15 protein-coding genes are annotated in these 15,582 nt (G+C 65.6%); 9 read left to right on the forward strand and 6 right to left on the reverse strand.

The window, feature by feature from the left end; all coding sequences use genetic code 11:
- Positions 1 to 66: 66 nt before the first annotated feature.
- A complete protein-coding gene (locus tag XcyCFBP4188_RS08965) occupies positions 67 to 732 on the forward strand; it encodes an energy transducer TonB (RefSeq protein ID WP_167393518.1) in 666 nt (221 codons plus the stop codon).
- Positions 733 to 1,093: 361 nt separating this feature from the next.
- A complete protein-coding gene (locus tag XcyCFBP4188_RS08970) occupies positions 1,094 to 1,561 on the forward strand; it encodes an energy transducer TonB (protein WP_043909286.1) in 468 nt (155 codons plus the stop codon).
- Here XcyCFBP4188_RS08970 and aroA read toward each other — a convergent pair.
- The 3 genes from aroA to serC all read right to left on the reverse strand — a co-directional run bounded on the left by aroA (position 1,545) and on the right by serC (position 5,335).
- The gene (gene aroA / locus XcyCFBP4188_RS08975) at positions 1,545 to 2,861 is read right to left on the reverse strand and encodes a 3-phosphoshikimate 1-carboxyvinyltransferase (protein WP_006451089.1); all 1,317 of its coding nucleotides are present in this window, start codon (positions 2,859 to 2,861) and stop codon (positions 1,545 to 1,547) included. The genes XcyCFBP4188_RS08970 and aroA overlap by 17 nt on opposite strands.
- A gap of 122 nt (positions 2,862 to 2,983) precedes the next feature.
- On the reverse strand, positions 2,984 to 4,183 hold the full coding sequence (pheA, locus tag XcyCFBP4188_RS08980; protein WP_006451090.1) for a prephenate dehydratase: 1,200 nt from the start codon (positions 4,181 to 4,183) through the stop codon (positions 2,984 to 2,986).
- A gap of 66 nt (positions 4,184 to 4,249) precedes the next feature.
- Complete coding sequence (gene serC / locus XcyCFBP4188_RS08985) at positions 4,250 to 5,335, reverse strand: 3-phosphoserine/phosphohydroxythreonine transaminase (protein WP_006451091.1); 1,086 nt, start codon at positions 5,333 to 5,335, stop codon at positions 4,250 to 4,252.
- 179 nt (positions 5,336 to 5,514) lie between these two features.
- Between serC and msrP the strand changes: the two genes are divergently transcribed.
- Positions 5,515 to 6,483: a protein-methionine-sulfoxide reductase catalytic subunit MsrP gene (gene msrP, locus XcyCFBP4188_RS08990; RefSeq protein ID WP_006451092.1), complete on the forward strand. Its 969-nt coding sequence runs from the start codon at positions 5,515 to 5,517 to the stop codon at positions 6,481 to 6,483.
- A 142-nt stretch (positions 6,484 to 6,625) separates the two neighbouring features.
- Entirely contained in the window at positions 6,626 to 7,282 is a 657-nt protein-coding gene (gene msrQ, locus XcyCFBP4188_RS08995) for a protein-methionine-sulfoxide reductase heme-binding subunit MsrQ (protein WP_104591971.1), read from the forward strand.
- On the opposite strand, the gene XcyCFBP4188_RS09000 is transcribed toward msrQ, so the two are convergent.
- Positions 7,224 to 8,033: an FHA domain-containing protein gene (locus tag XcyCFBP4188_RS09000; protein WP_023903666.1), complete on the reverse strand. Its 810-nt coding sequence runs from the start codon at positions 8,031 to 8,033 to the stop codon at positions 7,224 to 7,226. The genes msrQ and XcyCFBP4188_RS09000 overlap by 59 nt on opposite strands.
- 171 nt (positions 8,034 to 8,204) lie before the next feature.
- Between XcyCFBP4188_RS09000 and XcyCFBP4188_RS09005 the strand changes: the two genes are divergently transcribed.
- The 3 genes from XcyCFBP4188_RS09005 (at position 8,205) to XcyCFBP4188_RS09015 (ending at position 10,534) form a co-directional block, all read left to right on the forward strand.
- The gene (locus XcyCFBP4188_RS09005) at positions 8,205 to 8,480 is read left to right on the forward strand and encodes a polyhydroxyalkanoic acid system family protein (protein ID WP_006451096.1); all 276 of its coding nucleotides are present in this window, start codon (positions 8,205 to 8,207) and stop codon (positions 8,478 to 8,480) included.
- Positions 8,481 to 8,731: 251 nt separating this feature from the next.
- Positions 8,732 to 9,292: a phasin family protein gene (locus tag XcyCFBP4188_RS09010; RefSeq protein WP_006451097.1), complete on the forward strand. Its 561-nt coding sequence runs from the start codon at positions 8,732 to 8,734 to the stop codon at positions 9,290 to 9,292.
- A gap of 234 nt (positions 9,293 to 9,526) precedes the next feature.
- On the forward strand, positions 9,527 to 10,534 hold the full coding sequence (locus tag XcyCFBP4188_RS09015) for a restriction endonuclease (protein WP_167393519.1): 1,008 nt from the start codon (positions 9,527 to 9,529) through the stop codon (positions 10,532 to 10,534).
- Between the two features lie 36 nt (positions 10,535 to 10,570).
- Here XcyCFBP4188_RS09015 and hutC read toward each other — a convergent pair whose 3' ends face one another.
- Positions 10,571 to 11,344, reverse strand: a complete 774-nt coding sequence (hutC, locus tag XcyCFBP4188_RS09020) for a histidine utilization transcriptional repressor HutC (RefSeq protein WP_074065984.1) — start codon at positions 11,342 to 11,344, stop codon at positions 10,571 to 10,573.
- Between the two features lie 4 nt (positions 11,345 to 11,348).
- A complete protein-coding gene (locus tag XcyCFBP4188_RS09025) occupies positions 11,349 to 12,719 on the reverse strand; it encodes a formimidoylglutamate deiminase (protein WP_104591972.1) in 1,371 nt (456 codons plus the stop codon).
- A gap of 60 nt (positions 12,720 to 12,779) precedes the next feature.
- Here XcyCFBP4188_RS09025 and hutI point away from each other — a divergent pair, with 60 nt between their 5' ends.
- Entirely contained in the window at positions 12,780 to 13,985 is a 1,206-nt protein-coding gene (gene hutI / locus XcyCFBP4188_RS09030) for an imidazolonepropionase (protein WP_006451101.1), read from the forward strand.
- Positions 13,986 to 13,998: 13 nt separating this feature from the next.
- Positions 13,999 to 15,537: a histidine ammonia-lyase gene (gene hutH, locus XcyCFBP4188_RS09035; RefSeq protein WP_428977235.1), complete on the forward strand. Its 1,539-nt coding sequence runs from the start codon at positions 13,999 to 14,001 to the stop codon at positions 15,535 to 15,537.
- Positions 15,538 to 15,582: the final 45 nt, after the last annotated feature.

Genomic DNA, 15,582 nt, shown 5'->3' on the forward strand with positions numbered 1-15,582 from the left:
CGCCACCTGCTGCGATCGATTCACCGCCGCTATGCCAGAATTGACCCGATCCTTCAGGTGAGCCCTATGCCCGCGCCCCGCCCTGCGTCCGATCGCCAGATCGTTCTACGTCTGCCCCGCCACACTCTGAAAATTGCCGGTATCGCCTTCGTTGCCGGGCTGCTGTTGTTCCTGTTGGTGTGGGCCACCGGCCGCAAGGACGACTTTTACAAGGCCTCGCCGGCCCAGCCGAGCGCAGGTGCGCCAGCCACTGACGATATCCAGCCGCTACCCGCGCCGCTGCCGGCCCAGGACGGCGCCAGCGACATGCCGCAGGCCAAGCCGCCCGAAGAAACCCCGACCCTGGTGGACACTGCGCCGCCTGCCACACCCGCGCCGATGCCCTTGCCCGAAGACGCAGGTCCCGGAGCGCCTGGCACCACAGCACCCACAAATACTACGGCAGCCGCAGGCGGCGATCGCCCGGTACCGATGCAGGGCCAGATGCCGCCGCCGCGCTATCCCTCGGCCGCGTTGCGTCGTGGCGATGCCGGCGATGTGGTGGTGCGGGTGGCCGTGGACGCAGCGGGCAAGCCCGGCGGCGTGACACTGGTGCAGCGCAGCGGTTCGCGCGATCTCGACCGCGCGGCGATGGAAGCGGTGCGTCAGTGGCGCTTCCACCCGGCGCAGCGCAATGGCCAGCCGATTGCCGGCAGTGTGGATATCCCGTTCGAGTTCAAGCCTGCGCAGTAAGACCTGCGGACAGAACCGTCGCAGATGGTCCTCAGATGGCCACGCGCAAAGCGTTGACGCATCAGCGCATGCATCGGTATCTCGTCCACCGGGCGCAACACTCCGGCAGCCGCACGGGTGATTTGCCAGTTCGACAAAGCTGAACGCCTGCCGAGTTTTAGCCCTTCATTGGTGCCCTGCCTTAGCTCCCCCTCAGGCAGCGCCGACCAGACTGGCCGTGTCATCCCACAGATGCGCCAGGAGGCCGGCCATGTCCTTCACCTCGAATCCTTCTTCACACCAGACGCAATCGCTGCCGCAACAGGCCGCGCACGTGCGTGAGCGTGTGCGCGAAGACGATGCAGATGGCGCATCGCCGTGGTTGTGGGCAACCCTGCTGGCGGTGCTGGTGGTGGTACCGACCTGGTGGTGGACGCGGCATGGCGACGAATCGTTTGCGCAGGACATGCGCCCGTTGCCGGCGGCAAGCCGCCAGATCCTGCCGACCTCCGAAGGCCCGCGTGCGATGACCATGATTGCGCATCAGCCGGCGCGTACACCGGTCAGCAGCGAAGAAGCCAAGCCGCTGCCGGGCAACGCGATGCCGCGCTATCCAGCCGACATTGCGCAAGCCGGTATCGAAGGCAGCCGCACCGCGCGTCTGCAACTGGATGTGCAGGGCCAAGTGAGCGATGTCACCATCGTCGATCGCAGCGGCAGCGACGACCCGCGTCTGGATGCTGCGGTGATGGAGAGCCTGGGGCAATGGCGCTTTGAACCTGCAACGCGCGACGGCCACGCGGTCGTCAGCAGCGTGCAGGTGCCGGTCGAATTTACCTCCGAACGTTGAGCCCGAAGCCGGCGCCCTGCGCCAAGCTATCGAAACCTGGAAACGAGGTCGCGACATTGGCGACATCGTTCACCTGCACGATGCCGGTCGAAAGCTGACCGGCAATGGCGAACGCCATCGCAATGCGGTGATCGCCGTGGCTTTCGATCACGCCGCTACCGATGCTGCCGCCGTGAATGGTCGCACCATCAGGCGTCTCGTCGACTTGCACGCCAAGCGTGCGTAGCCCGGTGGCCATTGCCGCCAGACGATCGGATTCCTTAACCCGCAACTCGGCCGCCCCAGTCACAATCGTCTGCCCGTTCGCCGCCGCCGCAGCCACGAACAAGGCCGGGAATTCGTCGATCATGTCCGGCACCAGCGCTTCGGGAATTTGCCCGCCCTGCAGCGGTGCGTAGCGTACGCGCAGATCGGCCACTGGCTCGCCGCCATGTTCGGCGTGGTTTTCTTCGACGATATTCGCGCCCATCAGCCGCAATGCAGCGAGCAGCCCGGTACGACGCGGATTCAAGCCCACCGCACGCAGCACCACGTCCGAGCCTGGAATGATGCTGGCGGCAACGATGAAGAACGCTGCCGAGGAAAAATCCGCCGGCACCGCGATATCGGTCGCACCCAGGCGCTGACCACCGCGCAGACGCGCCTTGCCTGGCGAGAAATCGATCTCCACGCCGAATGCAGACAACATGCGCTCGGTGTAATCGCGCGTTGGGTGCGGCTCGGTCACCGAGGTGTCGCCCTGCGCGTACAAACCCGCAAGCAGCACGGCAGATTTGACCTGTGCGCTGGCGACCGGCGAGACGAAGTCGATGCCATGCAAGGCTTGCCCGCCATGCACGCGCAATGGCGGCGTGCCGTCTTCTTCGGTGTCGATGCGTGCGCCCATCTGCGCCAGCGGACCGGTCACGCGCCGCATCGGGCGCTTGGACAAGGAGTCGTCGCCCACCAGCACGCTGTCGAAGCGCTGTGCGGCCAGCAGGCCGGCGAGCAGGCGCATGCCGGTGCCGGCGTTACCGCAGTCCAGCGCCTCGCTCGGCGGCTGCAGGCCATCCACACCCACGCCATGCACGATGCGCTGCGATGCCGACGGCGTTTCGATGCGCACGCCGAGCTTGGCGAAAATGGCCGCAGTGGAGCGCGTGTCTTCGCCTTCGAGAAAGCCATCGATCTGCGAGATGCCATCGGCCAAGGCGGCGAACATCACCGCGCGATGCGAGACCGATTTGTCGCCGGGAATGGCCAGGCTGCCCTGCAGTGCGCTGCCCTGCTGCGCGATCCAATGTTGCGTATTGCTGCTCATGCGTGTGATCCGATTGCTGCGGCACCGCCATGCACGGCAATGCGCTTTGAAGAATGGTGTGATAGCGCCGTCACCTTGCAGATGGCGGCGCGTCAGCTGTTACCGGCTTAGAGGAAAAGCGCTTACGGAATCGCCACCGGATACGAGCCCAGCACCTTGATCTGCGCCGAGTGCGCTTCCAGTTCGGCCAGCGCCTGCTTCATCGCCTCGTCTTCCACGTGGCCGGCCAGGTCGATGAAGAAGCCGTACTCCCACTTGGCCTGATGCGAGGGCCGCGACTCGATGCGATTCATGCTGATGCCATGCCGCGCGAACGGGCTGAGCACGTCGAACAATGCGCCCGGCTTGTCGTGGATGAACACCAGCACCGAGGTGCGGTCGTGCCCGGACGAGGGAAAGATCTGCCGGCCGATCACCAGAAAGCGCGTGGTGTTGTCGTCGTCGTCTTCGATCGACTTCATGATGACTTTCTTCAAGCCATACACGTGCGCCGCGCTCTCGCCGCCGATCGCGGCGGCATCTTCGGCATTGCGGGCGCGGCGCGCACCTTCGGCATTGCTGGAGACCGCAAGCTTCTCGACCTTGGGCAGGTGCGAACGCAACCAGCCGGCCGTCTGCGCGAACGACTGCGAATGTGCGTAGATGCGCTCGATGTCCTCGATCCGGCCGGTGCGCGAGAGCAGGTACTGATGCACGCGCAGCTCGACTTCGCCGCAGATCTTCAGGTTGGAGGTCAGGAACATGTCCAGCGTGACCTGGATGGTGCCCTGCCCGGAATTTTCCACCGGCACCACGCCGAAATCGGCGTTGCCGGCTTCCACTTCCTGGAAGACTTCTTCGATGGTCGCCATCGGCAAGCCCACTGCCGAGCGACCGAAATGCTTGAGCACCGCCTGTTGGCTGAAGGTCCCTTCCGGGCCGAGATAACCGATCTTCAACGGTTCCTGCTGGGCCAGGCACGCAGACATGATTTCGCGATACACGTGCACCAGCACTTCGTCGCTGAGCGGGCCTTCGTTGCGGTCCACCACCATGCGCAGCACCTGCGCCTCGCGCTCGGGCCGGTAGTAATCCACCGCTGCGGCGAGCTTGCCCTTGGCCTTGCCGACCTGATGGGCGAAGTTGGCGCGCTCGGCGATCAGCTCCTGGATGGTGCGGTCGATCTGGTCGATCTTGGCGCGCACGTCGGCCAGCACCGGCGCGGCGACCGCCGGCTTTGCAAGCTTGCCTGCAACTTTTTCCGCAGATTTCTCTACCGATTTACTCGCCGGCTTGGTCTTGCCGCCAGTCGCGGTGGTGGGCTTGTTGGACTTGGGAGCCATCGCTGGGCATTCCTTGAATAACGGCGCATGCGCCTGCGCGGCAGCTGCCGCGGTCGAAGAGAAGACTCAGCCGTGCCGCTGCTGGAAGTCATGCATGAAGCTCACCAGCGCCTGCGCGCCTGCCACCGGCATCGCGTTGTAGAGCGAGGCACGCAAGCCACCGACGGCCTTGTGCCCCTTCAACGCCAGCAGGCCGGCCGCCTTGGATTCGCTGACGAACAACGCGTCCAGCTGCTCATCGGGCAGAAAGAACGGGATGTTCATGCGCGAACGCACGGCGGGCTTGATCAGGTTGCGATAGAAGCCGCCGGAGCCATCGATGGCGCCGTACACCAGCGCGGCTTTCTCCGCATTGCGGCGCGCGAACTCGGCCACCCCGCCCTGCTCCAGCATCCACTTCACGTTGAGGCCGAGCAGATACCAGTTCCAGGTCGGCGGCGTGTTGAGCATCGAATCGCGGGCCGCATGCGAGGCGTAGTTGAAGATATCCGCGCGCGGCTGGCCGGCACGTTCGAGCAGGTCGCGCCGCACGATCAGCACCGAGATGCCGACCGGCCCCAGATTTTTCTGCGCACCGGCGTAGATCAACCCGTAGCGCGAGATGTCCAGCGGCTCGGAGGCGATCGACGAACTGAAGTCGGCGAACAACGGCAACGTGCCCACGTCCGGGGTGTCGCGAAACTCCACGCCATGGATGGTCTCGTTGGCGGTGATGTGCACATAGGCCGAGTGCGGCGACAAGGTCCAGCTGGCAACCGGCGGGATATCGGTGAAGCCTTCCGCCTGGCCGTCGGCAGCGATCCGTGCATCCACATAAGGCGCGGCCTGCTTGATCGCGGTCTTGCCCCAGTGCCCGCTGATCACATAATCGGCGGCCTGACCGGGCGCGGCGAAATTCAGCGGTAGCAGCGCCTGAATGGTGGTGGCGCCACCGGCAGTGAACAGCACTGCGTAGTCGTCGGGAATCGACAACAGGGTGCGCAGATCGGCTTCGGCCGCGGCCGCCACGGCCATGAAATCGGCGCTGCGGTGGCTGATTTCCACGATCGAGGCGCCGACGCCGTTCCACTCGACCATCTCCGCCTGCGCCTGCCGCAGGACCGATTCCGGCAATGTCGCAGGGCCGGCACTGAAATTGAACGCGCGTGTCATGGCACACCTTGTCGAGCTAGCCTTCTAGTATGCCGCAGCGCATCGGCCTTGGCAGCGTTGCAGAAAAGTTGCAGCTGCATCCTTCTCACCGACGCCGACGTATGGTTTTGCAGCGTCCATGGGCAGCACCGTCGCCGTGGTCCGTTATTCTCATCTGCAGCCACTGTCAGGAGCGAGCCATGTCCCTTCGCGATGTCTTGAAGACGCCGTCCAGCGAGATCACCGATGAGGCCGTTTACCGCGACCGGCGCCGGCTGCTGCAGCTGTTCGCGCTGACCCCGGCGCTGGGCGTGGCCGGGTGCGCCGAGGCCGACCCGACGCCTCCGCCCAAGACCGTGGTGACCCCGGCGCAAGCGCGCAGCGGCTTCCGTACCGCCGAGGAACTGACCCGGCTGGAAGACGTCACCAGCTACAACAATTTCTACGAATTCGGCACCGACAAGACCGACCCTTCGAAGGCCGCCAAGACCTTGAAGCTGTCGCCGTGGTCGGTGAAGGTCAGCGGCGAGTGCGAAAAGCCGGGCAGCCTGTCACTGGACGAATTGCTCAAGGGCATCCCTGCAGAAGAACGCATCTACCGGCTGCGCTGCGTGGAAGGCTGGTCGATGGTGATTCCGTGGACCGGCGTACCGCTGGGCGAGGTGCTCAAGCGCTTTGCGCCGACCTCCAAGGCCAAGTACGTGGCGTTCACCACGTTGGCCGACCCGCAGCAGATGCCCGGCGTGCGTTACCGCTCGATCAACTGGCCGTATCGCGAAGGCCTGCGCATCGACGAAGCGATGCACCCGCTGACCCTGCTGGCCACCGGCCTGTACGGCAAGCCGCTGCCGCAGCAGAACGGCGCGCCGTTGCGGCTGGTGGTGCCGTGGAAATACGGCTTCAAGAGCATCAAGTCGATCGTGGAAATCCGCTTCGTCGAGAAGATGCCCGAGACCGCGTGGCACGATCTGCAGCCGTCCGAATATGGATTCTTTTCCAACGTCAATCCGGCGGTGGACCATCCGCGCTGGAGCCAGAAGACCGAGCGCCGTATCGCCGGCACCGCCAGCAAGTTGTTCGCCGAGCGCATCGCGACCAAGCCGTTCAACGGCTATGCGGATCAGGTCGCTTCGTTGTACGCGGGGATGGATTTGAAGAAGTGGTTCTAGGCAACAAACGATCTGATATCGACCTATCGTAGGAGCGCACCCGGGCGCGACGGGCTTTCCTGGTAATGCCCGTCGCGCCCAGGTGCGCTCCTACGATGCAGGCATGGCACCCGCGCGGCATCGCTTCCTTTTCTGAGATCGCATGGCCAAGACATCCACCTCCCTCATCGCTGCCAAAACGCTGCTGCATGCGGCCGCGTTGGCGCCGATCGCATTGCTCGGCTGGCAGTTCTGGCAGGTGTGGCAAACCGGCAGCGATGCGCTGGGCGCCGATCCGGTCGCCGAGATCGAGCACCGCGCCGGGCTATGGGCGCTGCGCTTCCTGTTGATCACCTTGGCAGTCACGCCACTGCGCCAGCTCACCGGCCAGGCGGTACTGATCCGCTTCCGCCGCATGCTCGGGCTGTACGCATTCTTCTACGCCAGCGTGCATCTGGCGGCCTACCTGACATTGGATCTGCGCGGCTTCTGGACGCAGATCTTCGAAGAGATTATCAAGCGTCCTTACATCACCGTCGGCTTCACGGCCTGGTTGTTGCTGCTGCCGTTGGCGATCACCTCCACCCAGGGCTGGATGCGTCGGCTCAAGCGCAACTGGGGCCGCCTGCACATGCTGATCTACCCGATCGGGTTGTTGGCGGTGCTGCATTTCTGGTGGCTGGTGAAATCCGATATCCGCGAGCCGGCGCTGTACGCCGGGATTCTTGCCGTCCTGCTGGGCTGGCGGGTCTGGAAAAAACTCAGCGCGCGCCGAACCACAGCAAGGCGCTCAGCGCCGCCGCCAGCAGCACCGCGCTGAGCAGCAGCCACGGCCAGCGCGCGACCTTGACCGGCGCACGCGTCGGTTCGGTGGTGGCGCGCGGCGGTGGCAACGGCTCGGTGTCGGGGATATCCCAGGTGGTGCCGTGATGGGTACGCGGTACCTCGACGACAAACCGGTGGCGGGCATCGAATACGACCTGGTCGCCGGCCTGCAGCCAGCCGTCGCGCACCTGCACGCCATTGATCCAGCTGCCTTCTTCCGAACCCAGATCGCGGATCAGCACGCGGTCGCCGTGGCGTTCCAGGCGCGCATGCTGGGCCGCAAAGGCCGGGTCGTCGATAACGATGTCTGCGGCCGGGTCGCTGCCGACCAGCCGTGAGCGATCCAGCGTGAAGCTGCGCCCGTGATGACGACCACCCAGCCCGCGCAACAACAGACAGACCTCGCTCAGGCCGGCGTCGTCCTCTGGCACGTCGTTGGCCGGCGCGCTCGACGGCGCACTGCGCAGCAGCATCTCAACGCCGTCGGCGTAGATCGCATCGCCGGGACGCAGCAGTGCCATGCGGCGTACCGGGCGTCCGTTGACATGGATGCCGCGGATTCCGTTGGCCACCTGCAGCCACAGGCCGCGCTGGTCCAGACAGAACTGCGCCAACAACAATGCGCCCTGCGCATCGTCCACCACCCGCACGCTGCCGGAGGCATGACGTACGATCCGGTGGACGCCGGGCTTGAGAGAATGATCCGGCTGCTGCCGGTGAGTGAAATGAACTTGCAGATCGCGCACCCGCCGTAGCCTAGCAGGTCTGCCCCTTGCAGCGGCCAACAACGTGACCGGCGTCCGCCCAACAGGCGCAGTGTTTGCGCGTCGTTCCTGGTCCGCTGCAAGCATGCGCACTTGGAGCCTGGCCCGCGCATGCGCACAATGCGCGCTCCTTTCGTCTCACCTATCCACGCCATGTCCAGCATCGATATCCGCCACGACCATTCCTTGACGCTGGCCCAGGCCCGCGAAGCGATCGACGAGGCGGCACGCAAACTGACCGATCGCTACGGCATCGCTTCGCACTGGGAAGGCGACACCTTGCGCATCGCGCGTGCCGGTGTGGACGGGGCGATCGCCTTGCTGCCGCAGCAGGTGCATGTCACCGCCGAGCTTGGCTTTCTGTTGTCGGCGGTGCAGCCGATGGTGGAATCGGAAATCCGGCGTTTGCTGAGCGAAAAACTCGCCTGAGCAGGCCGGTCTGATCGTCCTTGCCCCAAGCGGGCCAAGCCTGGGGCCTGCGAACTTGAGCAGGCCGCGCTGAAAGTGCCGGCCCTTCAGCGCCAAGTCACCCGCATCGCGCTGGATGCGCGGATGCTTGAAAACGCGTCTCGCGCACACATGACCTAGATAGACGCCAGCAGGCAATGCTTCACCTGCCCGATGCAGCGTCGGCACTAGGGTGAAAGCAACGTCGCTTTAGCAACCTACAGGAGCATCGCATGACGACCGGATACGATCAGAACGGCAACCGCAACAACGCGGCCCATGGGTTCCAGGCGCAGGCAGAGCAGATTTCGCGCCGGCTTGGCGAATCGGCACAGACGGTGTGGCTGGCCGGGCTCGGCGCGCTGGGTCGCGTCCAGACCGAGGGCGGCAAATTGTTCGATTCCCTGGTTCGCGAGGGCGCGGCCTATGAGCGCACGGGCCAGCAGAAGGCCAGCGAAAGCGTCGATGAACTGCGCGAAGAGGTGGAAACCCAGTTCGAGCAGGCACGCGACACCGCCGTGCGTGGCTGGGACCGGCTGGGCAAGGCCTTCGACGAACGCGTCAAGGGCGTGCTGCGCACCCTCAACATCCCCGAGCAGGACGAGCTGGAAAACCTGCGTCGAGAAGTGGAATCGTTGAAGGCCCAGGTGCGCGCCAATACCGCCGCCACCAAGCGCGCCAACCGTACCGCCAATCAAGCGGCCCAGGCTGCCAGCAGCGACACGGCCGGCACTGGATCAACCACGCCAGGCAGTACCTCGACCGGAAACACCGCTGCGTTCGACGGCGAATAAGCGGCACCCGGACAATGTTGCAAAGCAGCATGATTTTCCACACAATCGAGAAGGACCCGCCAGTCCTGTAACACGAAGTCCGTTTGCTCCCCTCCCCTCACGGCTTCGGACTGGCGGGTCTTTCGCTATCTGGATCACGGCTCGTGAGTTCGCCGCGCGCGATCCATTGACGAATCTGCCGCGAGGGATTCTTCTAGGCGCACCATTTCGTTATACGCGCCATAACTTCGTTTGATGCTGATGCCTTCCTGGATTTTGGCGCTGTTGGCCGCCCTCTTGCTGTGGCTGGCGGTGTGCGCTTATGTCTGGCTGGTGCCGCGTCGCGCCGACGAAACCACCGAGGGCGTGCGCGCCCTGGCCGCGATGCATTGGCGTGATTTTTCCGCCCTGGTGCTGCGCGTGCTGCAGGACCAACGCGGTTGGCAACCGACCCGGTTGCCGCAGGACGGCCTGCCCACCGCCGATTTCATGATGCAGACCGACCACGGCACCCGCCTGGTTGCGTGCAAGCACGGGCGCGGTTATCGCATCGGCGTGGCGGCGGTCAACGAGTTGGGCGCGATGGCGCGGCTGGCCGGTGCCGGCGGCGGCGTGATGGTGACCGAAGGCCGCATGGAGCGCGAAGGCATCGCGGCCGCCGACAAGCAATCAATCGAAGTGCTGGACGGCACGCGCCTGTGGCCACTGCTCAAACCCTACCTGCCCGGCGACATGGAAACCGGCGTGGTCGGCATGGCAAGGCGCCGCGCGATCCGCCACAGCGTCATTGCCGGTGTGGCGTTGGCAACCTTGGCGCTGGTCGCTGTGCTGGCACTGCAGCCGGCGCTGCCGGAAGCGGCGCTGACGCAGACTGCAATTACACCGCCCCCACCGGTTGCCGCATCTGTGCGTGCTGCGCCTTCCGCTGCCCCGGCTGCTGCTACGTCGCAGGCAGCGCCGACAACTGCATCGGCCCCGGCAGCCATGCCATTCGCAAGCGGGAAGGAACCGGATGCAGCGACCATGCAAGGCTATCAACGCGAGGTTTCCAAAGCGCTCGCCCAGACGCCCGGTCTACTCCGCGGGATCTGGATCACTCAGGCAACGTTGGCGGTGGACCGCACGGTCGAAGACGCTGCCGCATGGCCGCTGATCTGCCGCGAACTGGAGCGCTACCCGTACCTGCGCACCGTGCGCGTGCAACTCAACCCGCGCACAGGTCTGGACGAACCGGTGCGTTGGCGTCAGTGCACGACGATTTGAGTGGGTGATTGGCGCGTTGGTCAGCCGCTGCGAATCTCAGCGCATTCCTGGCGCAAACCGCGCCACTAGATCGTACGAGCCGCCAAGAAACCACTGACGCACGTAGGTGACCGGTTGATCGCCGCGCCAGGTGTGGCGATCGATCACCAGACATGCGGCGCCATCGTCCACCTGCAGGCGTTGCGCCTGCGCGGCGTCGGCATTGACCGCGCTGATGCGATGTTCGGCGCGCGTCCATGGCACGTTGCGCAACAACCAACTGCCCGGCGCCACATCGGTGAACGATTGCAATAACGCCTCCGGCACCGTGGTGGTATCGATCACGCGTTGCTCCAGCGCGAACGGGCTGCCATCGGCAAGGTGCACGCTTTCCAGCGCCAGGACCTTGCCGGTGCTGCCCAGGGCGCGTTCCTGCGGCACGCGCTGACGCAGGTTGCGCAGTCGCCGCGACAACAACGAAAACCGATAGGCATGGCCGCGCGCGGTCATCTCCACTTCGATATCCGGGATCGACAGCGCCACCTGTTCCAGATGCGGATGCGGCCGCGCCACGAACGAGCCGGTGCGGCGGCGACGTTCGATCATGCCGGCGTCGGCGAGCAGCCCGAGCACCTTGTTGACCGTCATGCGCGAACAGCCGTACTGCGTCATCAACTCGTGTTCGGGCGGCACGCGGTGACCGGGCGGCCAGTCGCCGCTGTGGATGCGTTGTTCCAGATCCTGACGGATGCGTTGATGCAGGGTGCCGGGCGCGGCAATGGGGTGGGCGGTCAAAGCAGGTCTCCGGTCAGACCCGCATTGTGCGCGCATCCGCTCAGTTGCTCAGCAGCGATCGCAAAACGCCGGCAAAACGCGTGGCAATGCGCGCGCGATCCACATGCTGCCCGTCGCGCACCACCTGTTGCCCGGCGCGCCAGACAGTGCGCACGGCGCTGCCGCGTGCGGCGAACAGCCAACTGTCGAGCAAGGCATCGTCGCTGCGCGCCAGCAGCGCCGGATGGGTGAGATACAGCTCAAACAGATCGGCCGAGGCGCCGACACGAATGCCGCTGTGCGCAATACCCAAGGCCTGCGCCGCGCCATCGCCGGCCTGACCGAACAACCAGCGCCCACTGGAAACGCCACCTTGTGCCAGCACATTGCGCGCCTGCAATTGCAGGCGCTGGCCGTATTCGAGCAGGCGCAGTTCTTCGGCCGCATCGATCAAGACATTCGAATCCGAACCCACGCCGAAACGCCCGCCCGCAGCGGCGAATGCCTGCATCGGGAACAGCCCGTCGCCCAGATTCGCCTCGGTGATCGGGCACAGCCCGACCACCGCACCGCTATCGACGATCGCCTGCAGTTCGCCCGCATCCACATGCGTGGCGTGCACCAGACACCAGCGCGCATCCACAGACGCGTTAGCCTGCAGCCACTGCACCGGGCGCATGCCCGACCAGGCCAGACACGCATCCACCTCGCGCTGCTGCTCGGCGATATGGATGTGGATCGGGCCAGTAGTGAGCGGCACCAACGCAGCCAGTTGTTCTGGCGTGACCGCGCGCAGGCTGTGCGGCGCCAGCCCGAGCACCGCATCGGGCAAGGCCTTGAGGCTGCGCGTGCAGTCGTCCAGCAAGCGTGCGAAGCCATCGATGTCGTGGATCAAGCGACGCTGCGCTGTACTCGGCGCGACACCGCCGAAATCCGAATGCGCATAGAACACCGGCAGCAGCGTCAGCCCGATGCCGGTGTTGGCGGCGGCGGCGGCGATGCGCTCGGACATTTCGCCGGCCTGCGCATACGCAGCGCCGCTGGGGCTGTGGTGCAGATAATGAAATTCGCCGACGCGGGTGAAGCCGCTTTCGAGCATTTCCACATAGGCCTGTTCGGCGATCGCCTGCAGGCTGTCCGGGTTTAGCCGGTCGACGAAGCGATACATCAACTCGCGCCAGCTCCAGAAACTGTCGCCGCTGCGCCCGCCCACTTCGGTCAGGCCGGCCATGCCGCGCTGGAACGCGTGGCTGTGCAGGTTGCCCAACCCGGGCAGCAGCACCTCGACACGGGTATCGGTGGCGGCCACTGCAGTATCGGTCTGCACCGAGGCGATGCGCCCCTGCGCCAGCGCGATCCGCACACCGCTGGCCCAGCCATCGGGCAAAAGCGCCCGCGCCGCCCACAACGCCTGCACCTGTTGGTCTGCCACTGGACACCCTCGATTGCCGGTTCTATTGTATATACATATCAGACACCACGAGCCTGCGCCATGCATTGCGACGTCCTCTGGCACAACGCGCAACTGATGACACTGGACGCCGCCGATGGCGGCCTGGGCATCGTGGACGATGGCGTTGTTGCCTGCCAGGAAGGCCGCATCACCTATGCCGGCCCGGCCACACAGGCCCCGGCGCTGGAGCCGGACACCGCGCACGATTGCCAGCGCCGCTGGATCGGCCCCGGCCTGATCGATTGCCACACCCATCTGGTGTACGCGGGCAATCGCGCCAACGAATTCGAGCAACGCCTGCGCGGTGCCAGTTATGCCGAGATTGCCGCAGCCGGCGGCGGCATCGTGGCCACGGTGCGCGCAACCCGCGCTGCCGACGATGCAGCGTTACTGGCCGCCAGCCTGCCACGCCTGGACGCGATGCTTGCCGAAGGCGTGACCACGCTGGAAATCAAATCCGGCTACGGGCTCACGCTGGAGGACGAAACCAAACAGCTGCGCGTGGCACGCCAGCTCGCCGCGCTGCGCAAGGTCGAAGTGGTGCCGACGTTTCTGGGCGCCCATGCGGTGCCACCGGGCAGCGATGCGCAGACCTATATCGACGCGGTCTGCACGCAGATGATTCCGGCCATTGCCGGGCAAGGTCTTGCCGAGGCGGTGGACGTGTTCTGCGAGCACCTGGCGTTCTCGCCCGCGCAGGCCGAACAGGTGTTCGTCGCCGCACAAGCACACGGCTTGGGCATCAAGATTCATGCCGAACAACTGAGCAACCAGCACGGCGCAGCGTTGGCCGCACGCTATGGCGCGCTGTCGGCCGATCACATCGAATATCTGGACAGCGACGGCGTTGCCGCGATGGCCAGCGCCGGCACGGTGGCGGTGCTGTTGCCGGGCGCGTTCTATTTCACCCGCGACACCCAGCTGCCGCCGATCGCTGCGTTGCGCGCCGCCGGCGTGCCGCTGGCCCTGGCCACCGACTGCAATCCAGGCACCTCGCCGCTGACCAGTCCGTTGTTGGCGATGAATATGGCCGCCACCTTGTTCCGCATGACCGTGAACGAATGCATCGCCGGTTTTACCCGCGAGGCGGCACGTGCGCTCGGACGCAGCGAGCGGCTTGGCCGGCTGCGCGCCGGCATGCACTGCGACCTGGCGATCTGGAACATCGACGCGCCGGCCGATCTGGTCTACCGCATGGGCTTCAACCCACTTCATGCCCGCGTCTGGCGCGGGCATTCCTGCTGAATCCGGAGTCGTCATGAGTTCTGTTGTCTTGCAGCCCGGCCAGGTCACCCTGGCGCAATGGCGTGCGTTGTATCGCGGCGCCGAGGTCGTGTTGGACGACACTTGCGCAGCCGCCGTACTGCGCAGCGCGCAGACGGTGGAGGCCATCGTCGCGCGCGGCGAGCCGGTCTACGGCGTCAATACCGGCTTCGGCAAACTGGCCAGCGTGCGCATCGAGCGCGAGGACCTGCAGACCCTGCAACGCAATATCGTGCTGTCGCATGCGGCCGGTGTCGGCGAACCCACACCGGTGCCGGTGGTGCGGCTGATGATGGCGCTCAAGCTCACCAGCCTGGCCCAAGGCGCCTCCGGCGTTCAGCCGGACACGTTGGCGTTGCTGGACGCGATGTTGCGCCGTGGCATCACGCCGGTGGTGCCGTGCCAGGGCTCGGTCGGCGCCTCCGGCGATCTGGCGCCGCTCTCGCATCTGGCGGCGGTGATGATCGGCGTTGGCGAGGCCTTCGTCGGCGAGCAACGCTTACCTGCCGCCGAGGCGCTCGCACAGGCGCAGTTGCAGCCGCGCGTGCTCGTCGCAAAGGAAGGCCTGGCGCTGCTCAACGGTACCCAGTTTTCCACTGCCTGCGCATTGGCCGGTTTGTTCGAGATCGAAACCGTGCTGCAGGCCGCGCTGGTCACTGGCGCCTTGTCGGTGGAAGCGGCAAAGGGCTCGGATACGCCGTTCGACGCGCGCATCCATGCCCTGCGCGGGCAGCCTGGGCAGATTGCCACCGCTGCAGCGCTGCGCGCGCTGATGGCCGATTCGAGCATTCGCGAATCGCACCGGCTCGGCGATGTACGCGTGCAGGATCCGTACTGTCTGCGCTGCCAGCCGCAGGTGATGGGTGCGGCGCTGGACATCATGCGTCAGGCCGCGCGCACGCTGGAGATCGAGGCCAATGGCGTGTCCGATAATCCGTTGGTGTTCAGCGAGACCGGCGAGGCCTTGTCGGGCGGCAACTTCCACGCCGAACCGGTGGCCTTTGCGGCCGACATGCTGGCGATGGCGGTCTGCGAAATCGGCTCGATCAGCGAACGCCGCACCGCGATGCTGGTCGACCCGGCCTTGTCCGGCCTGCCTGCATTTCTCACCCCGCGCCCGGGCTTGAATTCGGGCTTCATGATTCCGCAGGTCACCGCTGCCGCCTTGGTGTCGGAGAACAAGCAGCGCGCGTATCCGGCCAGTGTCGATTCGATTCCGACCTCGGCCAATCAGGAAGATCATGTGTCGATGGCAGCGCACGGCGCACGTCGCTTGTTGGCGATGGCAGAGAACGCCACGCATGTGATTGGCATCGAGCTGTTGGCTGCGGTGCAGGGCTGCGACTTCCATGCGCCGCTACGCTCAAGCGCCGCGTTGGAAGCCGCACGCGCACTGCTGCGCGCGCACGTACCCACGCTGCAGGACGACCGCTACTTCCATCCCGACATGCTGGCTGCCAGCGCGTTGGTACGCTCGGGCGCACTGGCGCATGCGGTGGCGATGGCATTGCCGGGCGTGGAGCAGGACGCATGAATCGGCAGGCCGACAAGACCCAATCGCGCTATCAAGACGTCTCGG

This window comes from Xanthomonas hortorum pv. cynarae (assembly GCF_002939985.1).
Classification (GTDB): domain Bacteria; phylum Pseudomonadota; class Gammaproteobacteria; order Xanthomonadales; family Xanthomonadaceae; genus Xanthomonas; species Xanthomonas hortorum_D.